Annotated in this window: 5 protein-coding genes and 1 pseudogene; 2 read left to right on the top strand and 4 right to left on the bottom strand. The window is 56.2% G+C overall.

Annotation, left to right across the window (positions count from 1 at the left end; translation table 11 throughout):
- A pseudogene (locus QZL67_RS09905) lies at positions 1–484 on the top strand (carbamate kinase); the annotation flags it as partial.
- Positions 485–586: 102 nt separating this feature from the next.
- On the opposite strand, the gene ftsH reads toward QZL67_RS09905, so the two are convergent.
- Together ftsH and QZL67_RS09895 are read right to left on the bottom strand one after the other, a co-directional pair.
- Entirely contained in the window at positions 587–2404 is a 1818-nt protein-coding gene (gene ftsH / locus QZL67_RS09900) for an ATP-dependent zinc metalloprotease FtsH (RefSeq protein ID WP_022290559.1), read from the bottom strand.
- A 418-nt stretch (positions 2405–2822) separates the two neighbouring features.
- Positions 2823–3359 carry a TetR family transcriptional regulator gene (locus tag QZL67_RS09895; protein ID WP_292920268.1) on the bottom strand — a complete coding sequence of 179 codons (537 nt, stop codon included), beginning with the start codon at positions 3357–3359 and terminating at the stop codon, positions 2823–2825.
- A 169-nt stretch (positions 3360–3528) separates the two neighbouring features.
- Here QZL67_RS09895 and QZL67_RS09890 point away from each other — a divergent pair, with 169 nt between their 5' ends.
- The gene (locus QZL67_RS09890) at positions 3529–4365 is read left to right on the top strand and encodes a glycosyltransferase (RefSeq protein ID WP_292920266.1); all 837 of its coding nucleotides are present in this window, start codon (positions 3529–3531) and stop codon (positions 4363–4365) included.
- A 127-nt stretch (positions 4366–4492) separates the two neighbouring features.
- Here the strand turns inward: QZL67_RS09890 and folD are convergent, their stop codons facing one another.
- The gene (folD, locus tag QZL67_RS09885; RefSeq protein WP_022290556.1) at positions 4493–5332 is read right to left on the bottom strand and encodes a bifunctional methylenetetrahydrofolate dehydrogenase/methenyltetrahydrofolate cyclohydrolase FolD; all 840 of its coding nucleotides are present in this window, start codon (positions 5330–5332) and stop codon (positions 4493–4495) included.
- A complete protein-coding gene (gene lgt / locus QZL67_RS09880; protein ID WP_022290555.1) occupies positions 5316–6350 on the bottom strand; it encodes a prolipoprotein diacylglyceryl transferase in 1035 nt (344 codons plus the stop codon). Before lgt ends, folD begins: the two co-directional genes overlap by 17 nt.
- Between the last annotated feature and the right edge of the window lie 175 nt (positions 6351–6525).

Here is a 6525-nt window from a genome sequence, read left to right as displayed (position 1 = left end):
CGCCGGCCGAGGCTGGCGCCGGTGTGTGGCTTCTCCCCTGCCCAAATCCATCATTGAGATCGACACCATCCGGGCTCTGGTGGATGCCGGTCAGGTGGCTGTGGCCTGCGGCGGCGGCGGAATCCCCGTCTACAAGACGGAAGGGCACCACCTCAAGGGCGCCGGTGCCGTCATCGACAAGGACTTTGCCTCGGAGCTGCTGGCAGAGGAGCTGGATGCGGACGCTCTCATTATCCTCACCGCTGTGGAGAAGGTGGCTGTCAACTTTGGGAAGCCCGATCAGCAGTGGCTGGATCACCTGACTCCGGAGGAGGCCCGCAAGTACGAGGCAGAGGGCCAGTTCGCCCCCGGTTCCATGCTGCCCAAGGTCCAGGCGGCGGTAAAGTTCGCCGAATCCAAGCCCGGCCGCACCGCCCTCATCACGCTGCTGGAAAAGGCCAAGGACGGCATCGCCGGCCGTACCGGTACTGCCGTGTCGCAGTAATGACAGCAAAACAGCCGCACCCCTATTGAGGGGTGCGGCTGTTTGTTTTTTCAGTCGTTCTCCCGGGCCTCAAATCGGCCCTCAGAGTTTTCGGCAAGTCCTTTACTTTTCCAGAATCTCCATAAATTCTTCGCCGGTGATGGTCTCCTTTTCATAGAGATACTTCGCCAGCTCATCCAGCTTTTCCCGGTTTTCCAGCAGGATGGATGCGGCCTTCTGATGCTCCTGTCTGACCAGCTCCACCACCTGACGGTCGATTTCCGTCTGGGTCTCCATGGAACAGGTCAGAGAGCTGTCCCCGCCCAGATACTGATTGCTGACCGTCTCCAGGGCCACCATGTCAAAGTCCTTGCTCATGCCATAACGGGTAATCATGGCCCGCGCCAGTTTGGTCGCCTGCTCAATGTCGTTGGAAGCTCCTGTGGAGCTGGTACTGAACACGATCTCTTCCGCGGCCCGGCCGCCGGTGTAGGTGGCAATTTTGTTTTCCAGTTCCTCCTTGGTCAGAAGATAGTGGTTGCCCTCCTCTACCTGCATGGTATAACCCAGAGCGCCGGAAGTCCGGGGGATGATGGTGATCTTCTGGACCGGGGCAGAATGGGTCTGCTTCGCCGCCACCAGCGCATGGCCGATCTCGTGATAGGCCACCGTCCACTTCTCCTTATCTGTAAGGATGGCATTCTTTTTCTGATACCCGGCAATCACGATCTCAATGCTCTCCTCCAGGTCCGACTGGGTGGCATAGCGCCGCCCGTCCCGCACTGCCCGAAGGGCCGCTTCGTTGACGATGTTGGCAAGTTCCGCGCCGGATGCGCCGGATGCCATGCGGGCGATCCGATTGAAGTCCACGTTTTCCGCCACTTTGATTTTCTTGGCGTGGACTTTCAAAATAGCTTCTCTGCCCTGAAGGTCCGGCAGCTCCACCGGTACCCGCCGGTCAAAACGTCCCGGCCGGGTGAGCGCAGGGTCCAGAGACTCCGGCCGGTTGGTGGCCGCCAGAATCATAACCCCGCTGTTGCCCTCAAAGCCGTCCATCTCCGTGAGCAGCTGGTTGAGGGTCTGCTCCCGTTCGTCGTTGCCGCCCAACTGCCCGTCCCGCTTTTTGCCGATGGCATCGATCTCGTCGATAAAAACGATACAGGGTGCCTTTTCCTTGGCCTGCTTGAAGAGGTCCCGGACCTTGGAAGCACCCATGCCCACGAACATCTCCACAAACTCCGAGCCGGAGATGGAGAAGAAGGGGACATTGGCTTCGCCGGCCACCGCCTTGGCCAACATGGTCTTGCCGGTGCCCGGAGGGCCCACCAGCAGGATACCCTTGGGCATGGACGCTCCGATTTCCTTGTATTTGGAAGGATCGTGAAGATAATCCACGATCTCTTTCAAACTCTCTTTGGCTTCATCCTCTCCTGCCACATCAGAGAACTTGATTCCCTCCGAGGACTTGACGTAGATCTTGGCATTGGACTTTCCGAACCCAAAGGACATGGCGTTGGCACCGCCGGCTCGATCCATCAGCTTTTTGGACATAAACTGACCGATGGCAATGAACACAACCAGCGGCAAAACCCACGTCAGCAGAAAGGACAGGATGGGGGATTCCTGTTCGATCTCCTGCCCATAAAACGGAACGCCGGCATCGTGGAGACGATCGGTCAGGTCGGGGTCATCTACCATGGCGGTTTTATACACCGTGGTCTCGTCCTTATCTGTGAAAAGGATGCGGTTCTCCTGTTCCTGGATCTCCGCCCGGCCGACCTCTCCGTCCTCCGTCATGGACATAAAGGTACCATAGTCCACCTCCACCATCCGGAACTGCGTGATTTTCGGGAGGGCCAGCAGGTTGAACAGCAAGAGAATCAGCAGGATAATTCCGTAGTAATAAATCAACGGCTTTTTTGGTCGTTTTACTTCATTCATATAGATTGGGTTCCCCTTTCATCACATTTTATCTATGTGCATCCGGAGTAACATGGTACCCCGTTCCATGAGCAACATGAGTCACAACCTATCCGGCGGAAACCTTCTCCGCACTGCCACCCGGTGCGATCCATGGGCTCAAATTCACTTTTCTTTGCTGAAAAATGCTGCGTTCCCGTTTCGCCGAAAGTCATCCCCTTCGCTGTTGAAACGATCCCCCATTTTTTATAACAGGCGCCGCATTTTACCGCTACTGTCAATTTTTTTGTTCTGTCTAAACAAAATGCCGGAAATGTAAAAAATTTTGACATTTCCGGCATTTTGTCCATACACTCGTATATAATTATAAGTGTTCAAGTTGGCTTGGATTTGCTAGTGTTAAAATTCAGTTGGGCGTGCAGGCATTCCGCAAACAAAATCAGGGATCATCTGTAAAATGGAAGGAGATTTCTCCCGTCAGCAAGCGGCAGATCTGATCAGCCAATGCGTCGATATCCGGATTTTTCTGGTTCAGATCATTCAGGATCATTCCCACAAGGCCAAAGGCACAAAAGGAAAGTGCCGCTTCAATATCTTTGGTGGAGCCGGAAACAGCCGTTCCCCTCCGGCGGAGAAGCTCCTGGAGATAGGTGCGGACTGATTTCAGGAAGAGAAGTTCCATTTCTTTTCGCCTGTGAGAGGCCATCAGCTGCAAGATCAGCTCTCTGTGCTGGAAGGTTTCGTAAACAACTCCCTTGATTGCCTCCTGATACGTGGGAGCCGCCAGACTTTTTTCAATGGACTGTTTCAGTGCCTGATCCTGATACCACTCCACAACCTCCATAATATCCTGAAAGTGATAATAAAATGATTGCCGGCTGATATTGCAGGCGTCCACCAGTTCCTTCACCGTAATCTTATCCAGTTCCTTGTGCTTGAGAATCTCGTTCAAGGTATCCGCGATTTTCGCCTTCATGTCTCCCGGCATGGTAAAATCCTCTCATAATATCTGCATATCTGCGCCGAAGTTGTTTTTCCTGTGCCATACAGTTTAGCAGAAAAGAACGGGGATGTCCAGATTCCCCGCCATTGTGCCGGATGCAGATCTCACCAACTCCCCATATGACACACACGAGGTGACCCCCATGGACACAATTCCCCTTCTGGTATCTCTGGATCAGGCATATCTCCCACAGCTTCAGGTCCTGCTGACTTCCCTCTACTGGAATAACCCCGGAGAGCAGTTTGCCATCTACCTACTGCACAGCGGGATTCCAGCGCCGGCCCTGGCCCCGGTTGTCCGGCAGTGTGAGCATCTTGCGTATCAATTCCATCCCATTTTCGTGGAGGACCGCTTGTTTGCGGACGCCCCTACCACAAAGCAGTATCCAAAGGAAATGTACTACCGCCTTCTGGCGGGCTCCCTTCTGCCCCGGCAGCTGAATCGGATTCTTTATCTGGACCCCGATATTCTGGTCATCAATCCTCTGCGACCGCTGTGGGAAATGGATCTGGAGGGCCGCCTGTTTGCCGCGGCCGCGCATACCGGCAAAACGGATCTGGCCAATCAGGTCAATCGGGTACGCCTGGGGACCGACCACGACTATTACAATTCCGGTGTTCTGCTGATGAACCTGGAAGCATGCAGACGGGAGATTTCCACAGATCACATCTTCCGTTTCGTGGCGGAGCATGAACGGGAGCTGCTGCTGCCGGATCAAGATATTCTCAACGCCCTTTACGGCAGTCGGATTTTACCGCTGGACGATGCCGTCTGGAATTATGACGCCCGGAATTACAACACCTACCGGATTGCCAGCGGAGGCATCTACGACATGAAGTGGGTCATGCAGCACACCGCCATCCTGCATTTTTGCGGGAAGGCCAAGCCGTGGAAACCCGGGTATCTCTATCGGTTCGGCGGATTATACCTGCATTACGCCCACCTTACCAGCCAATACTTTGGTATGGAAGAATTCTGAAATTCGGATACAGATGCAAAAACAAGCAGCGGAGGCCAATCAGCCTCCGCTGCTTGTTTATCAGATTCCGCATTTCTCGGTCCTGCTTCTGCCGGGCCATCGTTTATCCCGCGCCACCGGCACGATTTTACGCACCGTGGCGGCGGGCAGCGGTCAGGAGATTCTGCATCAGCATGGCCCGAGTCATGGGACCTACGCCGCCGGGCACCGGGGTGATGTAAGAGACTTTGGGTTCCACCGCCGCATAATCCACGTCGCCGCAGAGCTTGCCCTGGGCGTTGCGGTTCATGGCCACATCGATGACCACCGCGCCCTCTTTCACCATGTCGGCACTCACCAGTCCCGTACGACCCACGGCAGACACCAGAATATCTGCCTCCCGGGTATATCTGGCCAGATCCGGCGTCCGGGAGTGGCAGGTGATGACCGTGCCATCCTGCTGGAGCAACAGAGCTGCCATGGGCTTGCCCACAATGTTGCTGCGCCCCAGTACCACGCACTGCCTGCCCCGGACAGGGATCTCATACTCTTTGAGCATCTCCATCACTCCTGCGGGCGTACAGGGCAGAAACACCGGATCACCAATCACCAGACGGCCCACATTCACCGGATGGAAACAGTCCACATCCTTCTCGGGATCAATGGCGTTGAGCACCGCTTCCTCGTCCAGATGCCCGGGAAGCGGCAGCTGGATCAGAATCCCGTCCACCGCATCGTCCCGGTTCAGTCGGCCGATCAGCTCCAGCAATGTCTCTTGGGTGGTCTCAACGGGCAGCTTGTGTTCAAAACTGAGAAAGCCGCACTCGGCACAGTCCCTCTCTTTTCCGGTTACATATACCCGGGAAGCGGGGTCCTCTCCCACGAGAATCACTGCAAGGCCGGGTCTGCGGGAGAGAGTGCGTCCCCCTTCCGCCGCACGGGCCTTCACCTTGGCGGCCAGAGCTTTTCCATCAATGCGGATCGCCATGGTCTGCCTCTCCTTTCGTCTCTTCCGGAGCCTGCGCTGCAGCAGATTCCGGTGCGGGCACCGTCTCCTGCTGCGCAGGTGCCTCTGCCGCGGGTTCAACGCTCTCTCCGGTCTGCGCCGCATCCTCCGCGGCAGCGGTCAGAGCCACCTGATTGACCAGAAGATCCGCCGCATCATGCTTTTTGATCTTGATATTGTAGAAAAGCAGCGCTGCTGCCGCAACCGCCAGCAAAACGCTCAGTGCCTGAGAGACCCGGATGGGCTGACCCAGGAAGGTCCAGTCAAAGAGGTACAGGCTGTCCGTCCGCAGGCCCTCCACCCAGGCACGGCCCAGGCCGTACCACAGGAAGTAAAAGCAGGTATTCTCCCCGTCAAAGCGGCGGCCCTTGGATACCACGAACAAGATCAGCAAAAGACCGATAAGGTTCCAGAGGCTCTCGTAGAAGAAGGTGGGATGCACCTCGATATACTGCGTCGCCGAGGTCCACAGCCGCATCCGCCAGGGGAGCGTGGTCTCTGCGCCGAAGGCCTCCCGGTTGATGAAATTGGCCCAGCGGCCAATGCACTGTCCCAGCAGCAGCCCCATGACGCAAAGATCCGTCATGGCGCCGAACTTCAGCTTTTTGACCCGGGTGTAAATAAACGCCACCAGGATTCCCACAATGACGGTGCCGTAAATGGCCAGTCCGCCGTCCCAGATGGCCACGATGCGGCCCCAGTCCAAACTGCCGTCGGCATTTCGGAACAGGTCCAGATAAAAGATCACGTAGTAGATGCGGGAACCCACGATGCAGCAGGGCACAGCCCACAAGATCATATCCAGCACATTGTCCTCGGTCAGACCGAAGCGCTTGGCCTGCTTCATGCAAAGAAGCAGGCCCGCCAGCATGGCGATGGCCAGAATGATGCCGTACCAATAGATACCGTGTCCGATGTGGATGGCAATGGGGTCCGGGTTGAATTCCCAGTCGCCGAACAGCCCCGGGAAGCTGATGGGCATATCTTTCAAAGCGGTCAAAACAGGTTTCTTCCTTTCTCCTGGGGTCAGGCGTTCTTGGGCACAATCTCACTGAGGACCGCCCGCTCCTCCCGCAGGTTCTCCCGCAGGAAGGCCAGGATATCGTCCTTGGTTATGGAGTCAAACACTTGGGGGAACCGGAAGGGATCATACCCCCGGAAATAGCCCTCCGTCA

It is taken from the genome of Oscillibacter sp. CAG:155 (genome assembly GCA_000436875.1).
Lineage (GTDB): Bacteria > Bacillota > Clostridia > Oscillospirales > Oscillospiraceae > Oscillibacter.
Note: the sequence above shows the minus strand (reverse complement) of the source record. Positions and strands in the feature narration are given on the sequence as shown.

Bases quoted from the DNA above. Each gene is read 5' to 3' on its own strand.
- ftsH (WP_022290559.1), bottom strand. From the start codon at position 2,404: ATGAATGAAGTAAAACGACCAAAAAAGCCGTTGATTTATTACTACGGA.
- QZL67_RS09895 (WP_292920268.1), bottom strand. From the start codon at position 3,359: ATGAAGGCGAAAATCGCGGATACCTTGAACGAGATTCTCAAGCACAAG.
- QZL67_RS09890 (WP_292920266.1), top strand. From the start codon at position 3,529: ATGGACACAATTCCCCTTCTGGTATCTCTGGATCAGGCATATCTCCCA.
- folD (WP_022290556.1), bottom strand. From the start codon at position 5,332: ATGGCGATCCGCATTGATGGAAAAGCTCTGGCCGCCAAGGTGAAGGCC.